General features: G+C 70.8%; 17 protein-coding genes. 5 read left to right on the plus strand and 12 right to left on the minus strand.

The window, feature by feature from the left end:
* The 4 genes from GEV26_RS12265 to GEV26_RS12280 are packed head-to-tail and all read left to right on the plus strand — an operon-like array spanning window position 1 to window position 3,758.
* Window positions 1-1,323: a glycosyltransferase family 4 protein gene (locus tag GEV26_RS12265; protein ID WP_243838728.1), complete on the plus strand. Its 1,323-nt coding sequence runs from the start codon at window positions 1-3 to the stop codon at window positions 1,321-1,323.
* A gap of 1 nt (window position 1,324) precedes the next feature.
* On the plus strand, window positions 1,325-2,038 hold the full coding sequence (locus GEV26_RS12270) for a class I SAM-dependent methyltransferase (protein ID WP_153653424.1): 714 nt from the start codon (window positions 1,325-1,327) through the stop codon (window positions 2,036-2,038).
* A 5-nt stretch (window positions 2,039-2,043) separates the two neighbouring features.
* Window positions 2,044-3,111, plus strand: a complete 1,068-nt coding sequence (locus GEV26_RS12275) for a prenyltransferase (RefSeq protein ID WP_153653426.1) — start codon at window positions 2,044-2,046, stop codon at window positions 3,109-3,111.
* The gene (locus GEV26_RS12280) at window positions 3,093-3,758 is read left to right on the plus strand and encodes a class I SAM-dependent methyltransferase (RefSeq protein WP_243838732.1); all 666 of its coding nucleotides are present in this window, start codon (window positions 3,093-3,095) and stop codon (window positions 3,756-3,758) included. Before GEV26_RS12275 ends, GEV26_RS12280 begins: the two co-directional genes overlap by 19 nt.
* 147 nt (window positions 3,759-3,905) lie before the next feature.
* Here the strand turns inward: GEV26_RS12280 and glgB are convergent, their stop codons facing one another.
* From glgB to GEV26_RS12315, 7 genes are all read right to left on the minus strand, one after another.
* Window positions 3,906-5,822 (minus strand): 1,4-alpha-glucan branching protein GlgB, encoded by a 1,917-nt coding sequence (gene glgB, locus GEV26_RS12285; protein WP_153653428.1) that lies wholly within the window; start codon window positions 5,820-5,822, stop codon window positions 3,906-3,908.
* Window positions 5,819-7,225 carry a maltokinase N-terminal cap-like domain-containing protein gene (locus GEV26_RS12290; RefSeq protein ID WP_208430962.1) on the minus strand — a complete coding sequence of 469 codons (1,407 nt, stop codon included), beginning with the start codon at window positions 7,223-7,225 and terminating at the stop codon, window positions 5,819-5,821. Before GEV26_RS12290 ends, glgB begins: the two co-directional genes overlap by 4 nt.
* Complete coding sequence (treS, locus tag GEV26_RS12295) at window positions 7,222-9,054, minus strand: maltose alpha-D-glucosyltransferase (RefSeq protein WP_153653430.1); 1,833 nt, start codon at window positions 9,052-9,054, stop codon at window positions 7,222-7,224. The genes GEV26_RS12290 and treS overlap by 4 nt, the downstream gene beginning before the upstream one ends.
* A gap of 1 nt (window position 9,055) precedes the next feature.
* The gene (locus tag GEV26_RS12300) at window positions 9,056-11,020 is read right to left on the minus strand and encodes an alpha-1,4-glucan--maltose-1-phosphate maltosyltransferase (RefSeq protein ID WP_153653432.1); all 1,965 of its coding nucleotides are present in this window, start codon (window positions 11,018-11,020) and stop codon (window positions 9,056-9,058) included.
* Between the two features lie 77 nt (window positions 11,021-11,097).
* Window positions 11,098-11,775, minus strand: a complete 678-nt coding sequence (locus GEV26_RS12305) for an alpha/beta hydrolase (protein WP_153653433.1) — start codon at window positions 11,773-11,775, stop codon at window positions 11,098-11,100.
* Between the two features lie 70 nt (window positions 11,776-11,845).
* The gene (gene glgX, locus GEV26_RS12310) at window positions 11,846-13,972 is read right to left on the minus strand and encodes a glycogen debranching protein GlgX (protein ID WP_153653435.1); all 2,127 of its coding nucleotides are present in this window, start codon (window positions 13,970-13,972) and stop codon (window positions 11,846-11,848) included.
* 41 nt (window positions 13,973-14,013) lie between these two features.
* A complete protein-coding gene (locus GEV26_RS12315) occupies window positions 14,014-14,511 on the minus strand; it encodes a hypothetical protein (RefSeq protein ID WP_153653437.1) in 498 nt (165 codons plus the stop codon).
* A 139-nt stretch (window positions 14,512-14,650) separates the two neighbouring features.
* Between GEV26_RS12315 and GEV26_RS12320 the strand changes: the two genes are divergently transcribed.
* A complete protein-coding gene (locus GEV26_RS12320; protein ID WP_153653439.1) occupies window positions 14,651-15,349 on the plus strand; it encodes a cysteine peptidase family C39 domain-containing protein in 699 nt (232 codons plus the stop codon).
* Window positions 15,350-15,418: 69 nt separating this feature from the next.
* Here GEV26_RS12320 and treZ read toward each other — a convergent pair whose 3' ends face one another.
* From treZ to GEV26_RS12345, 5 genes are all read right to left on the minus strand, one after another.
* Window positions 15,419-17,074, minus strand: coding sequence for a malto-oligosyltrehalose trehalohydrolase (gene treZ, locus GEV26_RS12325; protein WP_153653441.1), 1,656 nt, complete (start codon window positions 17,072-17,074; stop codon window positions 15,419-15,421).
* The gene (treY, locus tag GEV26_RS12330; protein ID WP_153653443.1) at window positions 17,071-19,359 is read right to left on the minus strand and encodes a malto-oligosyltrehalose synthase; all 2,289 of its coding nucleotides are present in this window, start codon (window positions 19,357-19,359) and stop codon (window positions 17,071-17,073) included. The genes treZ and treY overlap by 4 nt, the downstream gene beginning before the upstream one ends.
* Window positions 19,356-21,464 carry a glycogen debranching protein GlgX gene (gene glgX / locus GEV26_RS12335; protein WP_153653444.1) on the minus strand — a complete coding sequence of 703 codons (2,109 nt, stop codon included), beginning with the start codon at window positions 21,462-21,464 and terminating at the stop codon, window positions 19,356-19,358. The genes treY and glgX (GEV26_RS12335) overlap by 4 nt, the downstream gene beginning before the upstream one ends.
* A gap of 9 nt (window positions 21,465-21,473) precedes the next feature.
* Window positions 21,474-23,405, minus strand: coding sequence for a 4-alpha-glucanotransferase (gene malQ / locus GEV26_RS12340; RefSeq protein ID WP_243838734.1), 1,932 nt, complete (start codon window positions 23,403-23,405; stop codon window positions 21,474-21,476).
* A 120-nt stretch (window positions 23,406-23,525) separates the two neighbouring features.
* Entirely contained in the window at window positions 23,526-23,693 is a 168-nt protein-coding gene (locus GEV26_RS12345) for a hypothetical protein (protein WP_153653446.1), read from the minus strand.
* Window positions 23,694-23,785 lie beyond the last annotated feature (92 nt).

The following is a 23,785-nucleotide window of genomic DNA, read 5'->3' on the forward strand; positions in this document are numbered from 1 at the left end:
ATGCCGAGGTGGCCGGCACCCGGCATGATGGTCGTCTACCGACAAGTAACCGAGGAGGCCCGGGTGCGGATCGCGCTGCTGTCGTACCGGAGCAAGGAGCACTGCGGTGGACAGGGTGTCTACGTCCGCCACCTGAGCCAGGGTCTTGTCGATCTCGGCCACGAGGTCGAGGTGTTCTCCGGTCAGCCCTACCCCGAGGGCCTGGACCCCCGGGTCCGTCTCACGAAGGTCCCGAGCATGGACTTCTTCCGTGAGCCCGACCCCTTCCGCACACCGCGGCCGAGCGAGTTCAGCAGCGCGACCGACGTGCTGGAGTACGCGCTGACGCTCACGGGCTGCTTCGCGGAGCCGCTCACGTTCACGCTGCGCGCCGCCAAGATCCTCAAGCACCGGGCCGACGAGTTCGACATCGTGCACGACAACCAGAGCCTCGGCTACGGACTGCTCGCGCTCATGCGCCGCGGTGTCCCGCTCGCGGCGACCGTGCACCATCCCATCAGCCGTGACCGCAAGGTCGACATGGCCGCCGCGACCACGTGGCGGCGCAGGCTCTCGGTCTCGCGGTGGTACGGATTCGTGCCGATGCAGGCACGCGTCGCCCGCCGCATCCCGATCGTGCTGGCCGTCGCAGGGGCGTCGGCTGCCGACTCGGTCTCGGACTTCGATCTCGATCCCGCGCAGATGCGCATCGTCCCGCTCGGCGTCGACACCGAGCTCTTCTCGCCGTCGGCCGAGCGGGTGCCGGGGCGGATCGTCGCGATCGCCAGTGCAGACCGACCGCTCAAGGGCGTCGTGCACCTGCTCGACGCGGTCGCCAAGCTGCGCACCGACCACGACGTGGAGCTGCAGCTGGTCTCGCACCTCGAGCCGGGCGGCCCGACCGCGCGCCGCATCGCCGACCTCGGCCTCGAGGACGTGGTCCACGTCGCGAGCGGGCTCAGCGACGAGGAGCTCGCAGACCTGCTCGCCTCCGCCGAGATCATGTGCGTGCCGTCGTTGTACGAGGGCTTCTCCCTGCCCACCGTCGAGGCCATGTCGTGCGGCACCCCCGTGGTGGCCAGCCGCGCCGGCGCGCTGCCCGAGGTGGTCGGCACCGACGGCGAGGCCGGTGCGAGCGAGTGCGCCGTGCTCGTCGAGCCCGGAGACGCCGAGGCCCTGGCCGCGGCGATGCGCGATCTGCTCGACTCCCCCGAGACCCGGGCACGCCTGGGGGCGGCGGGCCGCCGCCGCGCGCTCGAACGCTACAGCTGGACGTCGGTCGCCCAGGCCACCGTCGCCGCCTACACCGAGGCCATCACGGCCGCCCGCACCCCGAGGACCTGACATGCTGACCGTTGACTTCGACCGACTCCGCGTCGGCCGCCGCACCCGCTTCATCGACGTCGGCGCCGGCGCCGGCCGGCACTCGTATGAGGCCCTCCGTCGCGGTGCCGACGTGATCGCGTACGACATGGACGAGGTCGAGCTCAAGGGCGTCGACGGCATGTTCGGCGCGATGCAGGAGGTCGGCGAGGTCCCGCCCGGCGGTACCGGCCAGGTCCGGGTCGGCGACATCCTCGACATGCCCTATGAGGACGGCACGTTCGACGTGGTCCTCGCCTCGGAGATCCTCGAGCACGTCCCGCAGGACGAGCGCGCGATCGCCGAGCTCGTCCGCATCCTCGCCCCCGGCGGGATCCTCGCGATCACGGTGCCGCGCTGGCTGCCCGAGCGCATCTGCTGGGCGCTGTCGGATGAGTACCACGCCAACGAGGGAGGTCACATCCGCATCTTCAAGGCGGACGCGCTGCAGGCGCAGGTCGAGGCGCACGGACTCCAGCTCACCCACCGCGAGCACGCCCACGCCCTGCACGCCCCCTACTGGTGGCTCAAGTGCGCGGTCGGCGTCAACCGCGACCAGCACCCGGCCGTCCGGGCGTACCACCAGCTGCTGGTGTGGGACATGATGAAGGCCCCGGTGGCGACCCGTCTGGCCGAGAAGGCGCTGAACCCGCTCATCGGCAAGTCGGTCGCGCTCTACTTCCACAAGCCGTTCTGAGCCGCATGAGACCGGCCGCCTCCGTCCCCTTCGTCCCGGGCGTCCTGTCCGTCGCCCAGGTCGAGCAGACCGCGGACGCGCTGGTCGCGACGCAGCTGCCCTCCGGGGCGATCCCGTGGTTCACCGGCGGGCACACCGACCCGTGGGACCACGTGCAGGGCGCGATGGCGCTCAGCGCGGCCGGCCGGATCGACGAGGCCGTGCGGGCGTACGAGTGGTCGCGTCTCGCGCAGCGCGAGGACGGCTCGTGGGCGATCAAGTACGTGGACGACACGGTCGAGGACGCCAACACCGACTCCAACTTCTGCGCGTATCTCGCGACCGGCGTCTGGCACCACTGGCGAGTCACCGGCGACCGCGCGTTCGTCGAGACGATGTGGCCGACGGTCGAGCGCGGACTCGACGTCGTGCTGACGATGCAGCGGCCCGACGGCGCCGTCGCCTGGGCCTCATCCCGCGGCGTCGCGCTGGACGAGGCGCTGGTGACCGGCAATGCGAGCATCCACCTCAGCCTGCGCTGCGGGCTCGCGCTCGCCGACGTCGTGGGCGAGAGCCGCCCTCACTGGGAGCTGGCCGCGGCCCGCCTGCGGCACGCCCTCGACGAGCACCCGGAGCACTTCACCGCCAAGCCCGCCCACGCGATGGACTGGTACTACCCGGTGCTCGGCGGAGCGCTGGATCCCACCGCCGCCGCCGCACGGATCGACGACCGCTGGGACGAGTTCGTGGTGGACGGTCTCGGCTCCCGCTGCGTGTCGACCAATCCGTGGGTCACCGGCGCCGAGACGTGCGAGCTCGTGCTCGCCCTCGACGTCCTCGGCCGCCCGGATGCCGCCCGCACCCAGCTCGCCGCGATGCAGCACCTGCGCGAGCAGGACGGCTCCTACTGGACCGGCCTGGTCTACGACGACGACGTGCGGTGGCCGGTCGAGCGCACGACGTGGACCGCTGCGACAGTGATCCTCGCTGCCGACGCGCTCACCCGCACGACCGCAGCCAATGGACTGTTCCGCGGCGAGGACCTCCCCCGCTGCGACTGGAAGGTGGACGCCCCGTGCCCGGCAGCGACGTGAACCCGACGTTCCCCGACGAGCTCGCGCGGCTCGTCGCCGCCACCAAGGGCTTCATGCCCGAGGACGAGGGTCTGGCGCTGCACGCCGCAGCACTGGACTACTGCGCGGGAGGCGTCTCGGTCGAGATCGGCACCTACTGCGGCAAGTCCACGATCTACCTCGGTCATGCGGCGTCCGTGCGCGCCTCGGCCGTCGTCTCGATCGACCACCACCGCGGGTCCGAGGAGCAGCAGCCCGGCTGGGAGTACCACGACGAGTCGACCGTGGACCCCGAGCTGGGGCTCATGGACACCCTGCCCTTCGCCCGCCGCGCGATCGCGTCGGCCGGCCTCGAGGGCGTCGTCGTGCTGATGGTCGGCCGGTCCCCTCTCATCGCGCGATGGTGGGAGACGCCCGTCGATTTGGTGTTCATCGACGGCGGGCACACCGACGAGGCGGCGCAGGCCGATCTGCGTGGCTGGGCCCCGCGCGTACGCCTCGGGGGCGCCCTCGTGATCCACGACGTCTTCCCGGATCCCGCAGACGGCGGCCAGGCCCCCTATCGCATCTATCGCGAGGCCCTCGACAGCGGCGAGTTCGTCGAGAAGTCCGTGACCGGCTCGCTGCGGGTCCTGCAGCGCGTGGTGCTGTCCCCCCACATCCACTGACCACCCGCCGACGAGTCACGTACGGATGGCGACGAGTCACGTACGACACGCGAGGAGTCACGTACGGGATCCGTACGTGACTCCTCAGCGTCCGTACGTGACTCGTCAGCGTCCGTGCGTGACTCGTCAGCGTCCGTGCGTGACTCGTCAGCGGCTGTCGGGGGTGAGCCAGACGACTCCTGCGGGCGGGAGCTGGACGACTGCGGAGCTCGCGAAGCCGTGCATGGGCACGTCCTCGGCCTCGACCGAGCCGAGATTGCCCACGCCCGAGCCGCCGTAGATCTCGCTGTCGGTGTTGAGCACCTCGCGCCACGTGCCCGCCACGGGCAGGCCGATGCGGTAGTCCACGTGCGGTGAGCCGGAGAAGTTGGCCAGGCAGGCCAGCTGCGAGCCGTCCGAGCCGATGCGCAGGAAGCCGATCACGTTGCCCGCGACATCGCTCGCGTCGATCCACCTGAATCCCTCGGGCCGGCTGTCCGCGGAGTACAGCGCAGGTGCCGAGCGGTAGAACGTGTTGAGATCGCTCACGAGGTGCAGGATGCCCGAGTGCAGCGGGGCCTGCAGCTGCTGCCACTCCAGCGAGCCCGACTCGGCCCACTCGTTCTCCTGGCCGAACTCGCCGCCCATGAACAACATCTGCTTGCCCGGGTGCGCCCACATGAACGCCAGCAGGCCCCGGACGCCGGCGGCCTTGTTCCAGTCGTCGCCGGGCATCCGCTGCCACAGGGAGCCCTTGCCGTGCACGACCTCGTCGTGGGACAACGGCAGGACGAAGTGCTCGCTCCACGCGTAGTCGATCGAGAACGTCATCTCCCCGTGGTGGTACGACCGGTGCACGGGCTCGTTGCCGAGGTACGACAAGGTGTCGTGCATCCAGCCCATGTTCCACTTGAAGCCGAAGCCGAGACCGCCGTCGCTGGTCGGGCTGGTGACGCCCGGCCACGCGGTCGACTCCTCGGCGATCATCAGCGCGCCCGGGTGGTGCTTGTAGACCGTCGCGTTGAGCTCCTGCAGCAGCTGGACCGCCTCGAGGTTCTCGCGACCGCCGTGCACGTTGGGGGCCCAGCCCCCGTCCTGGCGCGAGTAGTCGAGATAGAGCATCGAGGCGACCGCGTCCACGCGCAGGCCGTCGAGGTGGAACTCCTCAAGCCAGTACAGCGCACTCGCGACGAGGAAGTTGCGCACCTCGTGACGGCCGAAGTCGAAGACGTACGTGCCCCAGTCGGGCTGCTCGCCGCGCCGCGGGTCGGGGTGCTCGTAGAGGGCCGTGCCGTCGAAGCGGGCCAGCGCCCACTCGTCCTTGGGGAAATGCGCCGGGACCCAGTCCATGATGACGCCGAAGCCCCGCTGGTGGAGCTGGTCGACGAACCATCGGAAGTCGTCTGGTGAGCCGAATCGCGAGGTCGGCGCGAAGTAGGACGTGACCTGGTAGCCCCACGAGCCGCCGTAGGGGTGCTCGGTGACCGGCATCAGCTCGACGTGCGTGAAGCCGGTCTCGGTGAGGTAGTCGGCCAGCTCGTCCGCGAGCTCGCGGTAGTCCAGGCCGGGTCGCCACGAGCCCAGGTGCATCTCGTAGATGCTGATCGGGGCGTCCAGCCATCGGGTGGCGTCCCGCTCCGCGATCCAGGCGGAGTCCCGCCACTCGTGGCGGGACTGGGTCACGATCGACGCGGTCGCGGGCGGCACCTCGGTGCCGAACGCCAGCGGGTCGGCCTTCTCGTGCCACTGCTCGTCGGGGCCGAGGATGCGGTACTTGTACGCCGATCCGTGCCCGACGCCGGGCACGAACAGGTCCCACACGCCGGAGTCGCCTAGCGAACGCATCGCGTGGCCCATGCCGTCCCAGTAGTTGAAGTCGCCCACGACCTCGACCGCGCGAGCGTTGGGTGCCCAGACCGCGAACGTCGTCCCCGTCACGGGACCGTCGGCGCCCTCGTACGACCGCACGTGCGCACCGAGCACCTCCCAGAGGCGCTCGTGGCGACCCTCGCGGATCAGGTGGAGGTCCAGCTCGCCGACCGCAGGCGGCCAGACGTTGGTCACGGCGTCCGAGGAATTGGTCATGAGGTCCCCTCATCGGTCATCAGGCGGGCGATGGACGACAGCGGCACCGTCAGCCAGTCGGGACGGTTGGCGTGCTCGTAGCCGACCTCGTAGACGGCCTTGTCCAGCTCGAGCGCCCGCAGCAGATCGGACTGGTCACGTGGATCGCGACCCGCGACCCGCGCATAGCCGTCGCAGAACGCGTCGCGGTTGCGGGTCGACCAGGCCATCGCCCGCTCGGTGTCGTTGGGGTCCTCCGGTTGACCGACCAGCAGCTGCTGGGCGGCGTAGTCGAACGAGCGCAGCATCCCGGCCACGTCGCGAAGCGTCGAGCGGAGCGCGGCGCGCTCGGCGAAGCTCGCGGCGGGCTCGCCCTCGAAGTCGAGCACCAGCCAGCCGTTGAGCGTGCGCAGCACCTGTCCGAGGTGCAGGTCGCCGTGGACGTACTGCACCGGCACCGCACCGGAGATCTGGGCGACCTTCTCGAACGCGGTGCGCAGCCGTGGCACGTACGGCACGAGCTCGGGTACGGAGGCCGCGACCCGGTCGAGCCGGGCGAGCATCGCCTGCACGGTGCGGTCAAGGTCGTCCTGGTCGCCGTCCTCGACACCGAGCGCCCGGGCCAGGTCCGCATGGACCGTCGCGATCGCGGCGCCGAGCCGGGCGGCCTCGCCGGCGAAGTCCCCGCCGAGCTCCTCGGGCGGCAGGCCCTCGGCCATGTAGTCGCGCACGCTGGTCGTCGCCATGACCCAGCCGTCGACCGCATCGGGCATGAAGCGCTGGAGCATGCCGATCGTCGTCGGCCCGCCGTCGAGCTCACCGCTGATGGAGCCGAGCGGCTCGGCGATGTGCCGGCAGCCGACCTCGCGCAGCGCCCGGTGCAGCATCAGGTCCTTGTTGACGCCGGGCGTGAGCTTGCGGAACAGCTTGAGGATGTACTGATTGCCGTACACGAGCGAGGTGTTGCTCTGCTCGGACGTGATCGGGTGGGCGCGCAGCCCGGTCGCGAGCTCGGCGTCCGGCTCGTGCTCGAAGGTCAGACCGTCGACGACCTTGCCCTCGGACATGAAGTCGAGCAGGCAGGACGTCAGGTCGGCGTCACCGCTGGCCTCGTAACAGGTCAGCCCGCTCTCGAGCCCGATGGACGCGGAGTGCGGGACGTCGGGCAGCTCGGCCTGTCGGCTGCCGATGAGCAGCTGATAGGCCTCGCGCCGGTCACCCTGCTCGACCTCGACCACGACGTGCAGCAGCAGCGGATCGCCGTCGAGCAGCGTGCTCCACGACAGTGGACGCACCGCCGAGATCGGCCGGTCCTTGCCGGCGAACCACCGCTGGCTGGGCAGCCACGCGGCCACCTCGTCCGTCAGCTGGGCGACCAGCTCCCCGTGCTCGCGCACGCCGGGGCTGTCCAACGGTCCGCTCATGTCATGCTCCTTCGTTCGCCCTCGTCGCCCAGCTCGGACAGCTGGAACCAGTAGAAGCCGTGCCCCGGCAGGGTGAGCAGGTACGGCAGCTCACCGATGCGCGGGAACCGCACGCTGCCGGTCAGCTCGACCGGGATCGCGCCCTCGTGGTCGCCGAGCTCGAGCTCGACCGGCTGCGGGAAGCGCGAGAGGTTGTTGACGCACAGGACGACGTCCTGCTCGCCGTCCGGCCGGGTCCACACCCGCTTGTAGGCCAGCACGCTCGGGTTGGAGCCGCCGAGGTCGACGAACTCCCCCTCGCCGAACGCCCGGTGCTGCTTGCGGACCGCGATCATGCGGCGCGTCCAGTTCAGCAGCGATGCGGCGTTGGTCTGCTGGGCCTCGACGTTGATGGCCTCGTAGCCGTACGTGGGGTCCATGATCGGCGGCAGGTAGATCCGGCCCGGGTCCGAGCGCGAGAAGCCCGCGTTGCGGTCAGGCGACCACTGCATCGGGGTCCGCACGGCGTCGCGGTCGCCGAGCCAGATGTTGTCGCCCATCCCGATCTCGTCGCCGTAGTAGAGCACCGGCGAGCCGGGCAGGCTCAGCAGCATCGCGGTGAACAGCTCGAGCTGGTTGCGGTCGTTGTCGAGCAACGGCGCCAGCCGCCGGCGGATGCCGATGTTGGCCTTCATCCGCGGATCGGTCGCGTACTCGGAGTACATGTAGTCGCGCTCCTCGTCCGTCACCATCTCGAGCGTCAGCTCGTCGTGGTTGCGCAGGAAGATGCCCCACTGCGTGCCGGTCGGGATCTCCGGCGTCTGCGCCAAGATCTCCGAGATCGGGAAGCGAGACTCCCGGCGCACAGCCATGAAGATGCGCGGCATGAGCGGGAAGTGGAACGCCATGTGGCACTCGTCGCCGCCGACCTCGGGGTTGCCGAAGTACTCCACGACGTCGGCCGGCCACTGGTTGGCCTCGGCCAGCAGGATGCGGCCGGGGTACTCCCGGTCGATCGTCTCGCGGGTGCGGCGCAGGTACTCGTGGGTCCGCGGGAGGTTCTCGCAGTTGGTGCCCTCCTCCTCGAACAGGTAGGGCACGGCGTCGAGCCGGAAGCCGTCGATGCCGAGGTCGAGCCAGAACCGCAGGACGTCCAGCATCGCCTCCTGGACGGCCTCGTTCTCGAAGTTGAGGTCGGGCTGGTGGCTGAAGAAACGGTGCCAGTAGAACTGCCCGCGCACGGGGTCGTACGTCCAGTTGGACGACTCGGTGTCGACGAAGATGACCCGGGCGTCGGGATACTGCGAGTCGTCGTCGCTCCAGACGTAGAAGTCGCCGTAGGGCCCCTCGGGGTCGTTGCGCGACTGCTGGAACCACGGGTGGGCGTCCGAGGTGTGGTTGAGCACCAGGTCGGTGATGACGCGGATGTCGCGCTTGTGAGCCTCCTCCAGGAGGTACACGAAGTCGTCGACCGTGCCGAACTCGGGCAGCACCGCCCGGAAGTCGCTGATGTCGTAGCCGCCGTCGCGCAGGGGCGAGGCGTAGAACGGCGGGAGCCACAGGCAGTCCACGCCGAGCCACTGCAGGTAGTCGAGCTTGCCCGCGAGGCCGCGCAGATCGCCGGTGCCGTCGCCGTTGGAGTCGGCGAACGCGCGCACCAGGACCTCGTAGAACACGGCGCGCTTGAACCAGTCGGGGTCGCTCGTCGCCTGCTCGGCGTGCTCGAAGTCGGCCGCCTGCGGCTCGACGAGAGTGCCGTCCTCGGCGACGTCCTCACCGGTGTGAGGGGTGTCCTCGAGGCCGCTCAGGGCGGCATCGGGGGCGGGGGTCGTCTTGACGTCGTCTTCCACGTCAGGCCTTTCTGGGTTGAATGCTGATGACGTGCGCGACGGCACGTACGGGATCGAGTCGCACGTAGTTGTCCACGCCCCAGTCGTACGTCTCGCCCGTGACCTCGTCGTGGGCGACCAAGCGGTCGTCCCACTCCAGGCCGAGGGTCGGGAGGTCGAGGTGGACAGTGCCTTGCTGGGGGCCGTGCGGGTCGAGGGTCACCACGACGACGACGGTGTCGCCCGTCGCGGGATCGGTCTTGGAGTACGCGACGAGGGCCTCGTTGTCGACGTCGTGGACGTGCAGGGTCCGCATCTGCTGGAGCGCCGGGTGGGCGCGGCGGATCTCGTTGAGCCGGGTGATCCACGGCTCGAGCGAGCGCCCCTCGGCCAGCGCCGCATCGAAGTCGCGGGGACGCAGCTCGAACTTCTCGCTGTGCAGGTACTCCTCGCTACCGGGCTTCTGCGGCTCGTGCTCGTACAGCTCGAAGCCCGAGTAGACCCCCCAGGTCGGCGACAGCGTCGCCGCGAGGGCCGCCCGGATCGCGAACATCGCCGGGCCGCCCACCTGCAGGTGCACGGGCAGGATGTCGGGGGTGTTGACGAACAGGTTGGGCCGGGACTCGTCCCAGTGGTCGCGGATCTCGTTGGCGAACTCGACGATCTCGTGCTTGTCGTTGCGCCACGTGAAGTACGTGTAGCTCTGCGTGAAGCCCGCACGCCCCAGCCCGTAGAGACGAGCCGGGCGGGTGAAGGCCTCGGCGAGGAACAGGACGTCGGGGTGGGACTTCTTGACCGTGGAGATCAGCCAGGCCCAGAAGCTCGTCGGCTTGGTGTGCGGGTTGTCGACCCGGAAGATGCGGACGCCGCGCTCGACCCAGACCATCGTCACGCGCAGCATCTCGGCGTACGCGCCCTCGGGGTCGTTGTCGAAGTTGAGCGGATAGATGTCCTGGTACTTCTTGGGCGGGTTCTCCGCGAACGCGATCGTGCCGTCGGGCAGCACCGTGAAGAACTCGGGGTGCTGGGCGGCCCACGGGTGGTCCGGCGCCGCCTGCAGCGCGAGGTCGAGGGCAACCTCCAGCCCGAGCGCCGAGGCGCGCTTCATCAGCGCGTCGAAGTCCTTGAAGCTGCCGAGCTCGGGGTGGATCGCGTCGTGACCGCCCTCGGCGGCACCGATCGCCCACGGCGACCCGACATCGTCCGGGGTCGGGGTGAGCGTGTTGTCCTTGCCCTTGCGGTTGACCCGCCCGATCGGGTGGATCGGGGGGAAGTAGACGACGTCGAAGCCCATACGAGCGACCCGGTCGAGCGCCTTCGCCGTGGTGCGCAGGGTCCCGTGCCGCGGCCGGCCGGCCTTGTCCACGCCGCCGGTCGAGCGCGGGAACAGCTCGTACCAGGAGCCGAACGCCGCCCGGACGCGGTCGACCCAGATCGTGTGGGTGTCGCCCTGCGTCACGAGCTCACGGACCGGGTTGTCGTGCATCGCCCGCTGCACGTCGTCGCCGAGCGCGAGCGCGACCCGGTCGGCCACGTCGAGCCGGGTCGAGCGGAGCGCAGCGGCCGCGTCCTTCAACAGGGTGCTTCCCCGGACGGCCCCGGCCTGCTGGTCGAGCAGGCGGGCGCCGATCTCCAGGTCGTTGGCCAGCTCGTCGGCGGACTGACCGGCCTCGACCTTCACGGACGCCGCGTGCGTCCAGGTGGCCCACGGATCGCCCCATGCGTCGACGCGGAACGTCCACGTGCCGACCGCGTCGGGCACGATCGTCGCCGCGAAGTGGTCGAGGCCCGTGCCGACCTCGACCATGCGGGTCGTCCGCTCGGTGCCGTCGGGCCCGGTCCACACGACCGTGGCGGCCACGGCGTCATGCCCCTCGCGCCAGACGGTTGCGGTCACCGGGACGTGCTCACCGACGACTGCCTTGGCGGGGTCCTTGCCATCCCCGACGATCGGTTGGACGTCGTCGATGCCGAGTCGGCCAGTCATGCGGTCCCTTCCGTGGACTTCAAGTTCCCGAGCCCCGTACCCACCCTCGCACGCCCTACGCACGGCGCGGGCCCCGGTCAGATGTCGATCGGCGACTCGCCCTGGAACGCCCGGGCGACGACACCTCGGGGCGTACGGCCGGACAGCAGCGCGTCGGCCGTGAAGGTCGCCGCGAGCCGGTCGAAGTCGGCGTGACGCCTCAACATCGCGTGCTTGCCGCCGCTCACCCGCACGTACGACACGTCGGCCGTACGGTCGAGCAGACGCGCCGCCGCAGCCGCGTTGGCCGGGGAGGCGATGCGGTCGTCCGTGCCGTGGGCAATCAGCACCCGCCGCCCGGTCAGGTCGATCCCGCCGTCGGCGGGGTAGACCCAGGGGTTGAGGGCCACGACGCTGTGGACCTCGGGACGGTCGGCCGCGAGGATCGCAGCCCGTCCGCCGAGCGAGTGCCCCACGAGGCCCACCGGCAGGTCCGAGCCGAAGCCCTCGCGCAGCTGGTCGACCGCCCAGTGGACGTCGTCGACAGGGGTGTGCCGGGTGTCCCAGCCGCGGGTCGAGTTGAGCAGCCGGTAGACCGCGAGCCGGCCGTCGGCGCCCGCGAGGCGCTTCGCGATCGGGACCATCCGCAGCACCGACAGCTGGGTCGGGCTGACCATCGGGTTGTCCCGGCGGCTCGCGCCCCCGTGCAGGACGAGGGCGACCGCCTCGGCGTGGCGTGGCTCGGACGTCGCGATGAGCCGGGGGCTGTTGGGCATGGGGCTTCTGTGCCCGGATCCGTGCGGCACGAAACGCCTCGAACCCGAGGCGTCGATCACGTCGCGGCGCTCAGATCGCCCGCGGCGCCTTGAGCAGCAGCAGCGAGCGCCCGACCATGGTCAGGCTGCTGCCGGCCGCGAGCGGCTCCTCGTCGGTGGGCGCGCCGTCGGGCGACCGCGTGTCGAGCACCGGCTCGAACGTCTCGCCGAACTCGCGGTCGGGAAGGGTGACCTGGAGCGGCTCGGCTCCCGCGTGCATCAGCAGCAGCCAGGAGTGATCGGTCAGCAGCTCGCCCTCGCGCGTGCGCGACTGGCTGTTCGAGCCGTCGATCCACATCCCGAGCGTGCGTCGCTCGGGATCCTGCCAGTCCTCGTCGGCGAGCTCCTGGCCGTCCGGTCGCAGCCAGATCAGGTCGGGCCGCCCCGAGGGGGTGGTCCGTCCGTCGAAGAACTCGGGCTGGCGCAGCGCCGGGCTGCCGGCCCTCAGGTGGATCACCCGCCGGGCGAAGGCCAGCATCTCCTCGGACCCCTCGGAGGGCGTCCAGTCGACCCACGAGGTGGGGTCGTCGAGGCAGTACGCGTTGTTGTTCCCGCCCTGGGTGCGCCAGCGTTCGTCACCGGCCACGAACATCGGTGTGCCGGTCGAGAGCATCAGCGTCGCGAACATGTTGCGGGCCTGCCGCCGGCGCAGCGACACGATCGCGGGGTCGTCGGTCTCGCCCTCGACGCCGTGGTTCCAGGACCGGTTGTCGTTCGTGCCGTCGCGGTTGTCCTCGCCATTGGCCTCGTTGTGCTTGGCGTCGTACGACACGAGGTCACGCAGGGTGAACCCGTCGTGCGCGTCGACGAAGTTGATCGACTGCCACGGCCGCCGCAGCGTGTGGTCGTACAGGTCGGACGATCCCGACAGCCGGAACGCGAGGTCGTCGACCCCGGACGCGCCGCGCCAGAAGTCCCGCACCGTGTCGCGGTAGATGCCGTTCCACTCGGCCCACTGCGCGCCGAAGTAGCCGACCTTGTAGCCCTCGCCCGTCGCGTCCCACGGCTCGGCGATGAGCTTGCAGCGTGCGAGGTCGGGATCCTGCGCGATCGCCGTGAGCATCGCGGAGCTGGCGTCGAACGGTCCCCCTCCGGGCCTGCCGAGCGTGCTCGCCAGGTCGAACCGGAAGCCGTCCACGCCGAGCTCGGTCGTCCAGTAGCGCAACGAGTCGGTGATGAGCCGGACCACCGTCGGGGAGCCGGCCTCGAGCGTGTTGCCGCAGCCGGTGATGTCGGCCATGTTGCCCTGCTCGTCGTGCAGGTAGTAGGCCGTCGCCTCGTAGCCGCGAAAGCTCAGCGTCGGCCCGTCGGGACCACCCTCGCAGGTGTGGTTGTAGACCACGTCGACGATGACCTCGATGCCGGCCGCGTGCATCGCCGCGACCATCGTGCGGAACTCTTCGACCTCCCGGCCGGGCTCGCTCGCGTAGCCCGCGTGGGGTGCGAAGTAGCCGAGCGGAGAGTAGCCCCAGTAGTTGTGGCGGCCCGCGCGCACGAGCGAGGGCTCGTCGGCGAATGCGTGCACCGGCAGCAGCTCGACGCTCGTGACACCCAGCCGGATCAGGTGGTCGATGACCGCGGGATGGGCCAGGCCGAGATACGTGCCGCGCAGGTGCTCGGGGAGGTCGGGGTGCTGCTGGGTGAACCCCTTCACGTGCAGCTCGTAGATGACCGTCTCCTCGAACGGCACCTCGGGCTTGACGCCCGTGTCGGGGCCGCCGGGGCTGGTCACGACGCTGAGCGGGACGCTGCCGAGGGAGTCCACCGCACTCGGCTCGGGCCCGTCCGGCTCGTCCGCGTAGCCGTAGGCGGCCTCCATGTCGGTCACCGTGCCGCTGATCCGGCGCGCGTAGGGGTCGACCAGGAGCTTGGCGGGGTTGCAGCGCAGCCCCGCCTCCGGGTCGTACGGCCCGTGGATGCGGAAGCCGTACTTCTGCCCGGGTGTCACCCCCGGCACCAGGCCGTGCCAGACGCCGAACGTGCGCTCGGTCAGCTCGATCCGTCGCTCGCGGAGGTCGTCATCGACCAGGCACACCTCGACGCGCTCGGCGACGGTGCTCGCGACCGCGAACCGGACGCCCCCGGCCTCCGGGTGCGCACCCAGAGGGAAGGGGCGACCGGCAAGCACCTGGACGTCGGACGTGGGGTGGGTGGCCATGCGTCCAGTCTCGCAGCGTCGCGGGTCCGACGGCGAAGGAGTCAGCCGGCGAGGGCCTTGGTGGCCTTCTTCTCGGCCTTGGTGGCCTTCTTCTCGGCCTTGGTCACCTTCTTCTGCGCCTTGCGGACCTTGCGGCTCTCGCCGGTGCCGTCAAGGAGCAGGCTCGAGCCGATGCCGAGCAGCCAGACGTCCTTGGCCAGGCCGGTGCCGTCCTGCGTGGGGCGGATGCCGTCGCGCATGCCGGGCGTCTTGGCGTACAGGCCGAGCAGGCCGCCCGAGAACGCGGTCAGCGCCAAGCCGACCTTGCGGGACGAGACGACCGGGGTGAGCAGGGCGGCGCCCAGCGCCATCTCGCCGACGGCCAGCGCCTTGACGAACGCGGGCGGCTGGACCTTGTTGACGACGGGGTAGGTGCCGGCAGCGAATCCGTGCAGCCCAGCAGCGGTGTCCTCGTCGGCGGCCCACTTCGTGAGGCCTGAGTTGAGGATGAACGCCCCGGCGGTGGCGCGAAGCGGGGCGTGGGACAGGCGGAACGACATGTGGGGACCTCCGAGATGGATGACGGCTCAATCTTTCGGTCCCCACCGTACGGGGTGAGGTGACGACGTGCGCGGCGACGACAGCTCCGTCCCTCGCCACGTCGACACCGTGTCACTGTTCACTCCCTAGAGTGCAGGCATGGGCATCGATCGAGCGACCCGAGGCGTGCTGGCCCTGCGCACCGTCCTGGCCCGTCTGCAGGACCGCAGCATCGCTCCCCCGGCGGCCACACGAACGCCGGCCCCCCGGACGCCCTTCGAGGCCGCCTCCGGGACGTACACGCAGCCCGACCCGACCACCTGCGGCTCGGCGGTCCTCGTGATGGCCGAGATGCTCGCCGACCCGGCCTACGCGACGTTCGTCGCGACCGGCCGCCACCCCGCCACCGGCAGGACGTCGCAGCTGTCCCCCGCTGAGCTGTTCCACGCCGAGGCCCTCGCGATGCACCGGCAGACCGGCCGCTGGCGGGACCGCGCCGGGAGGCTCCAGTCGCCCTGGATCAGCGCTCTCGGCACCTCACCCTGGGGACTGGCTCGGCAGCTGACCCTGGCCACCGCACACCCACACCGCGTGGACCTCGTCGACCCGGGCCGACCCGGTGCCGCGTACGACCGCATCGTGGACGCCGTCCGGGCCGGCCACCCCGTCCCGCTCTACGTCGGCAACGCCTGGTCGCCGCGGCACGTCGTGCTCGTGACGGCGGCCTCCACCGACGCGTTGAGGGTCTACGAGCCCGCGGCCGGCGGGGCGGTCACGGTGACCCGGTCCGCGTTCGAGCGCGGGGACGTCGCCCTCGCAGGCTGGCGCGTGCCCTGGCTCGCGGTGGTCCCGTCATGAGGACGTACCGAGTGGCGCAAGCCGAACCGCGACTGGCGCACAAGTGGACGACACGCCGTCCCAGAACCTTCAGCTTGCGCCACTCGCGGGACGGGTGGAGGCGGAGACCTCGTAGGTCTCGGCGGCGAAGTCGACGCGCACCTGCCACGGTCCCCGGTGCATCACGAGCCACGAGTCGTCGTCGGCGACCTCGACCCGGAAGCCGTCCAACGACGGATCTGCGAGCTCGGGGTGCTCGCGCCGCAGCGCGATGAGCGAGCGGTAGGTCTCCAGCACCTCGCGGTGTCCCGCGGACGTGGGCTCCGACCAGTCCAGCGTCGACCGCTCGACCGTTGCGGGGTCCATCGGATCGGGCACCTCGGACTCGCCCCACCCGTGCCGGCCGAACTCGCGGCGGCGTCCGGTGCGGACGGCCTCGGCGAGATCGGGATCGGGGAAGGAGGCGAAGAACTGCCAGGGGGTCGAGGCGGCCCACTCCTCCCCCATGAACAGCATCGGCGTGTAGGGGCCGAGCAGGACGATCGCGGCCGCGCAGGCCTGCAGGCCCGGCGAGATCGTCGCGGAGATGCGGTCGCCCGCCGCCCGGTTGCCGATCTGGTCGTGGTTCTGCAGGTACGCGAGGAACGCCGTCCCGGGCACGGCTGCGGTGTCGACCGGACGCCCGTGGGTGCGCTCGCGGAACGACGACCAGGTGCCGTCGTGGAAGAACGCACCCCGCAGCGTCTTGGCCAGCGCGCCGGGGGCCGCGAAGTCGGCGTAGTAGCCGTCGGTCTCCCCCGTCACCCGCACGTGCAGCGCGTGGTGCAGGTCGTCGGACCACTGCGCGTCCATGCCGAGACCGTGCTCGGCGCGCGGCGTGACCGTGCGGGGGTCGTTGAGGTCGGACTCCGCGATCAGCGTGAGCGGCCGCCCCAGACGCGCGGACATCTGCGCGGTCTCGGCCGACAGCTCCTCGAGGATCGGCAGCGCCCGGGTGTCGGCGAGCGCGTGCACCGCGTCGAGGCGCAGGCCGTCGACGTGGAAGTGCTCGAACCACGCCATCGCGTTGTCGAGCACGTAGCGGCGCACCTCGTCGGACTGCGGACCGTCGAGGTTGAGCCCCGGGCCCCAGTCGTTCTGGCCCGCGAAGTAGGGGCCGAAGCGATCCAGGTAGGCACCCGACGGGCCGAGGTGGTTGTAGACCACGTCGAGCAGCACGCCCAGCCCGCGCGCGTGGCACGCGTCGACGAAGCGCTTGAAGCCGTCGGGTCCGCCGTAGGACTCCTGGACCGCCCCCCACAGCACCCCGTCGTAGCCCCAGCCGTGGGGACCGTCGAACGAGTTGACCGGCAGCACCTCGACCAGGTCGATGCCGAGGTCGACGAGGTGGTCGAGCCGCTCGATCGCGCTGTCGAACGTGCGGCCGGGCGTGAACGTGCCGATGTGCAGCTCGTAGATGACTGACCGCTCGAGCGCGCGGCCCTCCCACGCCTGGTCGGTCCACGCGAAGCGGGAGTGGTCGTACGCCCGCGAGGGCGCGTGGACCCCCTGCGGCTGCCACGTCGAGCGCGGGTCGGGCAGGGGCGTCTCGTCGTCGCCCAGCACGAAGGCGTAGTCCGTGCCGTGCGGCACGTCGACGTCGACGGACCACCACCCGGAGGCGTGGTCGCGGTGCATCTCGTGGTCGCTGTCCGCGACCCTCGCCCGCACCCGTTCGAGCTCCGGGCCCCACACCCTCACCGTCACGAGGCGTCTCCCTTCACCAGCAGCGCCGCCGGATAGCGGGCCAGGACGTCCGCGACCGCGACCTCACCGCCGTCGACCTCCGTGCCCGTGATGACATCGGTCCAGCGTCCCTCGGGAAGGGACAGCGAGGTCGTGTCCCATCCGCCGCGACGCTCCAGGCCGATCGGGAGCCTCGTCGCGACGGCGACCAGGTCAGCACTTCGCGCGAACGCGATCGCGTGCTCGGCCGCGGGTCCGCTCGCCCGGAGGGGCGTGTAGCCCGCAAACAGCTCGGGCCGGTCGCGGCGCAGCGTCAGCACGCGGTGCACCAAGAGCATCTTCGCGGCACCCGACAGGTCGAGGTCCGGCACGAGGCCCTCGCCGAACCGGTCGAGCAGCTCGCGGCGCAGGTCGTAGTCGACCGCGCGCCGGTTGTCGGGATCCACGAGCGAGAAGTCCCACAGCTCGGTGCCCTGGTAGACGTCGGGGACCCCCGGTCCGGCGAGCTGGAGCAGCTTGGCGGACAACGAGTTGGACCAGCCCGCCGGCGTGATCCGATCGACGAAGGCCTGCACCTCGTCGCCCAGCTCTGCCCTGACCCGGGCCGGCCAGGCCGCGACGGCCTGCTCGAAGTCCTCATCGGGCTCGGTCCAGGTCGTGCGGAGCTTGGACTCCTTCGCGGCCTTGAGGAGATAGTCCGACAACCGCTCGTCGCTGATGGGCCAGGCCCCGACGAGCGTCTGCCACGCGAGCAGGTCGAGCGAGGGCTCGTCGATCCCGCACCGATCGTGCCAGCCGGTGACCAGCTCGGCGAACTCGTCGGCCACCTCGGCGAGCACGGCCATGCGCGCGCGGGTGTCCTCCGAGCGCTTGGTGTCGTGCGTCGTCAGGGTCGTCATCGTCGCCGGGGCGTCCGCGTCGCGGGCGGCGGCGAGCCGATGGAAGTCCTCGACGTCGATCCCCCAGCGGTCCGGCGATCCCCCGACCTCGTTGAGCGCCGCGAACCGGGTGAACCGGTAGAACGTGGTGTCCTCGGTGCCCTTGGCCACGACCATGCCGGACGTCTGCTGGATGCGTGTCGCGAGCTCGCCGTCCGGATTGCCTCGGACCTGCTCGTCGAGGGCCGCCAGGGCGCCGGACAGATCGGGACGTCGCGCGGTCGCCCGGTCGATCGCCCGGGACCACTCGTCGCCCACCTCGGGCAGGTAGGAACGATAGACGCCGAACGCGATCATGGTCTCCGCGACAGCCTCGCGGGCAGCGTCGACCTCGACGTCCCGCAGGAGCCCGGCGATGCGGCGCACCTCCGCGACGAGGATCGAGTCGGTGATGAGTCGTCGCGCCTGCTCCTCGACCGCTGCGTAGTCGGTCGGCACGCCGAGGCGCTCGGCCAGCTGCGTGAGGACGGTCTCCCCTGCGGGGTCGAGCAGCACACCGGACACCTCGCCCAGTGCGTCGTACCCGGTCGTGCCGTCGACCGGCCACGACCCGGGCAGCCGTTCGCCCGGGTGCAGGATCTTCTCGATCACGATCCACGCGTCGGGAGCCGCCTCGCGGAGCCGCTGGACGTACGCCGTGGGATCGGCGAGGCCGTCGGGGTGGTCGACCCGCAGGCCCGTCACGTCACCGTCGGCGACCCAGCGCAGCACCTCGCGGTGCACGTCGTCGAAGACGTCAGGACGCTCGACCGTCACCGCGGCCAAGGTCGTGACGTCGAAGAACCGTCGATAGCTGAGCTCGGTGTTGCCGCGGTGCCAGTCGACCAGCTCGTAGTGCTGGCGGTCGTGGACCTCCTGCGGCGTCCCCTCCGTCGACCCGCTGATCGGGAACCGGTGGTCGTAGTAGACGAGCTCGTCGCCCTCGACCGCGAGGGCCGCGACGTCCTCGGCCGAGCCGAGGACCGGGACGAGGATCCGCTCGCGTGACCAGTCGATGTCGAAGTGGTGCGCGAACGGCGACTCGGCGCCGTCCAGGAGCACCGACCACCACCACGGATTGGCCAAGGGCACCTCGACCGACATGTGGTTGGGCACGATGTCCACGACCAGGCCCATGCCGCCGGCGCGGGCGGCACCGGCCAGCGCGAGCCGGCCCTCCTCGCCGCCGAGCTCGGGCCGCGCCTTGGTGGGGTCGGTGACGTCATAGCCGTGGGTCGAGCCCGGCGTCGCGTCGAGCACCGGGGAGAGATAGACCGCACCCACCCCCAGCGCCTCGAGGTAGCCCACGACCCGTTCGGCGTCACGGAAGCCGAACTCGGGGCGCAGCTGCAGGCGATAGGTCGACGACGGCGTCGATCGCGAGGTCATGAGGCGCGCTGCAGCACGACCAGCGACCGCGCAGCGAGGTTCATGGTGTCGCCCGCCGCGTGGATCTTCGACCCGACCTCGTCGACCGCTCCGGTCGCGGTGTCGATGACGACGCTCCAGCTGTCGCCGTACTCCCCGTCGGGCAGCACGAGCTCGATGTCCTCGTGATGCGCGTTGAACGCCATGAGGAAGGAGTCGTCGGTGACCCGCATGCCCCGCTCGTCGCGGTCCGCGATCGAGTCGCCGTTGAGGAACACGACGATGGACTTGCCGAAGGCGTCGTCCCAGTTCTGCTCCTTCATCTCCTCGCCGCTCGGCGTGAACCAGGCGATGTCGGCCAGCTCGTCGGCCTTGCGGATCGGCTTGCCCTGGAAGAACCGACGACGGCGGAACGCGGGGTGCTGACGGCGGAACTGCGTCACCGCGGTGGTGAAGTCGAGCAGCTCACGCTCACCCTCGTCCAGCTCCCAGTCGACCCACGCGACCTCGTTGTCCTGGCAGTAGGCGTTGTTGTTGCCGCCCTGGGTCCGGCCCATCTCGTCGCCGTGCAGGATCATCGGGACGCCCTGCGACAGCAGCAGCGTGGCCATCAGGTTGCGGCGCTGGCGCCGGCGAAGGTCCAGGATCTGGGGATCGTCGGTCTCGCCCTCGACGCCGCAGTTCCACGAGCGGTTGTCGTCCGCGCCGTCGCGGCCGTCCTCGCCGTTCGCCTCGTTGTGCTTGTCGTTGTAGGACACGAGGTCGTTCAGCGTGAAGCCGTCGTGGGCGGTCACGAAGTTGATCGACGCGTACGGGCGCCGGCCGTTGTCCTGGTAGAGATCGGACGAGCCGGTGAGGCGCGACGCGAACTCGCCCAGCGTCGACGGCTCGCCGCGCCAGAAGTCGCGGACGGTGTCGCGGTACAGCCCGTTCCACTCGGTCCACAGCGGCGGGAAGTTGCCGACCTGGTAGCCGCCCGGGCCCACGTCCCACGGCTCGGCGATGAGCTTGACCTGGCTGACCACCGGGTCCTGCTGCACGAGCTCGAAGAAGGTCGCGAGCTTGTCGACGTCGTAGAACTCGCGGGCCAGCGTGGCCGCGAGGTCGAAGCGGAATCCGTCCACGTGCATCTCGGTGACCCAGTAGCGCAGCGAGTCCATGATGAGCTGCAGCGTGTGGGGGCTGCGGACGTTGAGCGAGTTGCCGGTGCCCGTGTAGTCCATGTAGAACGCCGGGTCGTCCTCGACCGTGCGGTAGTACGCGCAGTTGTCGATGCCACGCATCGAGAGCGTCGGACCGAGGTGGTTGCCCTCGGCGGTGTGGTTGTAGACCACGTCGAGCACGACCTCGATGCCCGCCTCGTGCAGCGTGCGCACCATGCCCTTGAACTCCTCGACCTGGCCGCCCGGCTGCGCGGCGTACGCGTCGTGCGGGGCGAAGAAGCCGATCGTGTTGTAGCCCCAGTAGTTGGTGAGGCCCTTCTCCGACAGGTAGTGGTCGGTCACGAACTGATGCACCGGCAGCAGCTCGATCGCCGTGACGCCGAGATCCTTCAGGTGGTTGACGATCGAGGGGTGCGCGATGCCCGCGTACGTGCCGCGGAGCTCCGGCGGCAGGTCGGGGTGGTTCATCGTCAGGCCCTTGACGTGCGCCTCGTAGATGACGCTCTCGTTGTACGGCGTCCGCGGCGGACGGTCGTTGGCCCAGTCGAAGAACGGGTTGACGACCAGCGAGTACGGGACGTGGCCGGCCGAGTCGGCGTCATTGCGCTGGTCGGGCTCGTCGAGGTCGTACGAGAACAGGGACGGATCCCAGTCGATCGTGCCCGTGACGGCCTTGGCATAGGGGTCCATGAGCAGCTTGTTGGGGTTGCACCGCAGGCCCTGCTCGGGGTCGTATGGACCGTGCACGCGGTAGCCGTAGCGCTGTCCGGGGTTGACGCCCGGCAGGAACGCGTGGTGCACGAAGCCGTCGACCTCCTCGAGGCGGACCCGCGTCTCGGTCCCGCTCTCGTCGAACAGGCACAGCTCCACGAAGTCGGCGACCTCCGAGAACAGGGCGAAGTTGGTGCCGGTGCCGTCGTACGTGGCTCCCAGCGGTGATGCACTTCCGGGCCAGGGCTGCACAGGACTCCTTCAAACAGGTTTCGACAGGGAAACGGCCGCTCGCGCGGTGCGGAGCGGCTCGATGGCTCTTTGTACCCCGTCGTCGGCAAAGAACGCATCGAGATCGACCGGCAGCGGGATCCGCCAGTTCGGGTACTCGTCGACCGTGCCCGGGAGGTTCGGCTGTCGCAGCTCCCCCACCACGTCGCTCGGCGAGCTGAGCACCAGGCTCGAGGCCGCGCGGGCGATCACGGCGTGCAGGCCGACGACGATGCTGGCCGTGTCGTCCTCGTCGAACGGCACCTGCTCGGCACGCAGCAGGTCCAGCAGCGCGGCCTTGTCGTCGGCGGCCTTCGCGTAGGCCTCGTCCTCGGGGCCGTCGAGCAGGTCGAGCGACGCCCGCAGTCGTACGTGCTCGGCGTTCAGCCAGCCGCTGGCGGTCGGCAGGTCGTGTGTCGTGATGCTGGCCATCGCCTCGACCGGCCAGTCCGCAGGACGGTCGTGCGGCTGCCCGGGGGCGTCCCAGTCGCGCTCGAACCACAGCACGGCCGAGCTGAGGATGCCCCGGCGGTGCATGGTCTCGGTGACCACGTCCTCGACCGTCCCGAGGTCCTCGCCGACCACGATCGCGCCGGCACGCTGCGCCTCGAGCATCAGGACGCCCACCATCGCGTCGGGGTCGTAGTGCACGTACGCGCCGCGGTGCGCGGGCTCTCCCGGCGGGATCCACCACAGCCGCCACAGTCCCGCTATGTGGTCCACACGGATCCCGTCGGCGTGCCGCAGCACGCTGCGGACCACGTCACGGAAGGGGGCGTAGCCGGACTCCGCGAGCGCCTGCGGCTTCCACGGCGGCAGGCCCCAGTCCTGGCCGAGCTCGTTGAACGCGTCCGCGGGGCATCCCACCCGGACGACCGGCGCGAAGTCGTCGCGGTGCGACCAGGTGTCGGGGCCACCCGCGCTGACCCCGACGGGGAGGTCGTGGACGATGCCGACCGGCATGCCGGCCGCACGGGCCTCGTCGCGTGCCGCGTCGAGCTGCTCGCGGCACAGCAGCTGGAGCCAGGCGTGGAACGCGATGCGGTCGGCCAGGTCTACCTGCACCTGACGGACGGCCTCGCTGGTCGGGTCCTGGAGCGAGGCGGGCCAGTCCCGCCAGTCGCCGCCGTGCCGCTCGGCGATCGCCGAGAACGTCGCGAAGGCCTCGAGCTCGGCATCGTGCGTGCTGCGGCGCTCCTCCTCGGGGCGGTGCGGCCACAGGATGTCGAGGGCGGCGAGCTTGGCGTCCCAGACGGCGTCATGGTCGATCAGCTCGCCCAGCTCGGGGGCGAGCGCGTCGACCTGTGCGCGCACGTCGTCGCCGGCCGCCGCGTACGCCGCGGTGTCGGCGAGGCGCAGGTAGAGCGGGTTGGCGAACCGCCGGCTCGACGGCGAGTAGGGCGATCTCTGGATCGGGTGCGTCGGGCTCACGGCCTGCACCGGGTTGACCAGCAGCACGCCGGCGCCCTGCTCACGGCCTGCACGCCGGGCCATCTCGGCGAGGTCGCCGAAGTCACCCATGCCCCAGGAGTGCGTCGAGTGCAGGGCGTACAGCTGCAGCATCCAGCCCCACGTGCGTGGCACGTCGGGCATGCGCTCGGGCACGACCAGCAGCGTCACGTCCTGGGTGTCCGTGACGATGCGGTGATAGCCCAGCGGCAGGTCGTCCGGGACCGATCCCACCTCGCGCGTCGTCCCGTCCTCCAGCACGAGGCGTGCCGGACCGGGGAGCTCGCGCCCGCTGCCCTCGACCACCACGACCGTCGGCGGCAGGTCGGTCGTGTCGGCGGCGCGCCGGGCCTCGGCCAGGGCGCTCGTCACGGCCTCGGGGGTCGACGCGTCGACGCCGAGCATCTTCAGGACGGCCACGACGACGGGCGCGTCGACGTGCACCTGGGAGCGGTCGGAGCCTTCGTAGGACACGCCCACACCGTGCAACGTGGCGAGCTCGGAAAGGTCAGGGGAAGGGAGCTGTGGTGACACGCCACCAGCATTGCGGACCGGTCCTGACGACGCCATCTCAGCGGTCGTCACGCCGGCCCGTCAGGAGTCGCACGCGCGATATCCCAGGGCGCCTGCGGCGATGCCGAGCGCTGCGAGCGTCAGGCCCACCTGCCACTCGGCCAGGATCAGGAAGACCAGGCCGATGAGGGCCACCGCGACGCCGAGGAGGGTGATCAGGACAGCAGTTTGCACATCGAGCTTCGGCACTCCCCCAATCTAGGCAACGGCCACAAGGTCCCCAGATGCGGAGGTCCTTGTTTGCCGGCTCGCCGTACGGGTACGCCCGGCCAGACAGGGAG

The sequence above is a fragment of the Aeromicrobium yanjiei genome (genome assembly GCF_009649075.1).
In the GTDB taxonomy this organism is placed as follows: Bacteria; Actinomycetota; Actinomycetes; order Propionibacteriales; family Nocardioidaceae; genus Aeromicrobium; species Aeromicrobium yanjiei.

Coding starts and splice junctions, on each gene's coding strand:
- GEV26_RS12265 (WP_243838728.1), top strand. CDS start 1: ATGCCGAGGTGGCCGGCACCCGGCATGATGGTCGTCTACCGACAAGTA.
- GEV26_RS12270 (WP_153653424.1), top strand. CDS start 1,325: ATGCTGACCGTTGACTTCGACCGACTCCGCGTCGGCCGCCGCACCCGC.
- GEV26_RS12275 (WP_153653426.1), top strand. CDS start 2,044: ATGAGACCGGCCGCCTCCGTCCCCTTCGTCCCGGGCGTCCTGTCCGTC.
- glgB (WP_153653428.1), bottom strand. CDS start 5,822: ATGACCAATTCCTCGGACGCCGTGACCAACGTCTGGCCGCCTGCGGTC.
- GEV26_RS12290 (WP_208430962.1), bottom strand. CDS start 7,225: ATGAGCGGACCGTTGGACAGCCCCGGCGTGCGCGAGCACGGGGAGCTG.
- GEV26_RS12300 (WP_153653432.1), bottom strand. CDS start 11,020: ATGACTGGCCGACTCGGCATCGACGACGTCCAACCGATCGTCGGGGAT.
- GEV26_RS12305 (WP_153653433.1), bottom strand. CDS start 11,775: ATGCCCAACAGCCCCCGGCTCATCGCGACGTCCGAGCCACGCCACGCC.
- glgX (WP_153653435.1), bottom strand. CDS start 13,972: ATGGCCACCCACCCCACGTCCGACGTCCAGGTGCTTGCCGGTCGCCCC.
- GEV26_RS12315 (WP_153653437.1), bottom strand. CDS start 14,511: ATGTCGTTCCGCCTGTCCCACGCCCCGCTTCGCGCCACCGCCGGGGCG.
- GEV26_RS12320 (WP_153653439.1), top strand. CDS start 14,651: ATGGGCATCGATCGAGCGACCCGAGGCGTGCTGGCCCTGCGCACCGTC.
- treY (WP_153653443.1), bottom strand. CDS start 19,359: ATGACCTCGCGATCGACGCCGTCGTCGACCTATCGCCTGCAGCTGCGC.